Annotated in this window: 4 protein-coding genes; all 4 read left to right on the top strand. The window is 54.9% G+C overall.

Annotated elements, in window-relative coordinates; genetic code table 11:
• The coding region (rplD, locus tag B3V69_RS11675; RefSeq protein WP_296446712.1) for a 50S ribosomal protein L4 at positions 1-339 on the top strand (339 nt) is incomplete at its 5' end.
• The gene (rplW, locus tag B3V69_RS11670; RefSeq protein ID WP_296446710.1) at positions 336-662 is read left to right on the top strand and encodes a 50S ribosomal protein L23; all 327 of its coding nucleotides are present in this window, start codon (positions 336-338) and stop codon (positions 660-662) included. The genes rplD and rplW, both read left to right, overlap by 4 nt.
• 2 nt (positions 663-664) lie before the next feature.
• A complete protein-coding gene (rplB, locus tag B3V69_RS11665; RefSeq protein WP_296446708.1) occupies positions 665-1,489 on the top strand; it encodes a 50S ribosomal protein L2 in 825 nt (274 codons plus the stop codon).
• An 11-nt stretch (positions 1,490-1,500) separates the two neighbouring features.
• Positions 1,501-1,649 (top strand): ribosomal protein S19 family protein (locus B3V69_RS11660; RefSeq protein WP_296446716.1); only part of this gene is annotated, 149 nt, incomplete at its 3' end.

Below are 1,649 nucleotides of genomic sequence, written 5' to 3'. Positions count from 1 at the left end.
GAGAATTTCACCCAGAAAATCAACAAGAAGATGTACCGTGCCGGCATGGCATCCATCTTGTCGCAGCTGGCCCGCGAAGGTCGCCTGGCGGTGGTGGATTCCCTGACGGTGGACTCACCCAAAACCAAACCTTTGGCTGCCAAGTTCAAGGCCATGAATCTGGAGTCCGTGCTGGTGATTGCCGACGAAGTCGACGAAAACCTGTACCTCGCATCCCGGAATCTGGTGAATATTTTGGTTGTTGAGCCGCGTTATGCTGATCCGGTGTCCCTGGTTCACTATCGCAAAGTGCTCGTTACCAAGGCGGCGATGGACAAACTCAAGGAGATGTTCGCATGAGCCACGGTCCAAATACTTCCAAGTTTGAAGAAGGTCGTCTGATGCAGGTTCTCGTGGCGCCCATCGTGTCTGAAAAGGCAACGATGATCGCTGAAAAGAGCAATGCCGTGACCTTCAAGGTGCTGCAGGACGCGACCAAATATGAAATCAAAGCCGCTGTGGAATTGATGTTCAAGGTCGAAGTCAAGGGTGTGTCTGTGGTGAATACTAAAGGTAAGACCAAGCGTTTTGGCAAGTCGGTTGGCCGTCGCGACAATATTCGCAAAGCCTACGTGACGCTGAAGCCGGGTCAAGAGCTGAACCTCGGCGGGGAGGCTGCGTAATCATGGCTGTTATCAAAATGAAACCAACTTCACCAGGCCGTCGTGGCGTGGTGAAGATTTCGCGTGATCACCTGTACAAGGGTGAGCCCTTTGCACCGCTGCTTGAACCCCAGTTCCAGCATGCCGGTCGCAACAACAATGGTCACATCACGACCCGCCACAAGGGCGGTGGTCACAAGCACCATTACCGTGTGGTCGACTTCCGTCGTACGAAGGATGGGATTCCCGCCAAGGTTGAGCGTATTGAATACGATCCCAATCGTTCGGCGCACATCGCTTTGGTGTGCTATGCCGACGGCGAGCGTCGCTACATCATCGCTCCGCGGGGTCTTGAGGTTGGTGCTTCCATCATGAGCGGGGCGGAAGCTCCGATCCGTGTTGGCAATACGTTGCCTATCCGCAATATTCCGGTGGGCTCCATCGTGCATTGCGTTGAGTTGCAAATTGGCAAAGGCGCACAAATCGTGCGCTCAGCTGGTACTTCTGCAACCCTGCTGGCGCGTGAGGGCATCTACGCCCAGGTGCGTATGCGTTCAGGTGAGGTTCGCAAGATCCACATCGAATGCCGTGCGACGCTGGGTCAGGTCGCCAACGAAGAGCACAGCCTGCGTCAATTGGGTAAGGCTGGTGCCAAGCGCTGGAAGGGTATTCGCCCGACCGTTCGCGGTGTTGTCATGAACCCGGTGGATCACCCTCATGGCGGTGGCGAAGGCAAGACCGGCGAAGGCCGTCATCCAGTCGATCCTTGGGGTAATCTGACCAAGGGTTACCGTACCCGTAACAACAAGCGCACGCAGGTCATGATCGTGTCGCGTCGCAAGAAGTAAGGGGCAGGTAAATGACTCGTTCTCTCAAAAAAGGTCCATTTGTCGACCATCATCTGGTAGCAAAAGCTGAAAAAGCGGTTGCCACCAAAGACAAAAAGCCGATTAAGACCTGGTCGCGCCGCTCAATGGTTTTGCCCGATTTCATCGGCTTGACCATCGC

Source organism: Rhodoferax sp. UBA5149 (assembly GCF_002413825.1).
Classification (GTDB): Bacteria; Pseudomonadota; Gammaproteobacteria; order Burkholderiales; family Burkholderiaceae_C; genus Rhodoferax.
The sequence above is the reverse complement of the archived record's forward strand: the minus strand, read 5'-3'. Positions and strand labels throughout refer to the sequence as shown.

What these genes read in the sequence shown, in the direction of transcription:
- rplW (WP_296446710.1), top strand. Translation starts at nt 336, where the DNA reads ATGAGCCACGGTCCAAATACTTCCAAGTTTGAAGAAGGTCGTCTGATG.
- rplB (WP_296446708.1), top strand. Translation starts at nt 665, where the DNA reads ATGGCTGTTATCAAAATGAAACCAACTTCACCAGGCCGTCGTGGCGTG.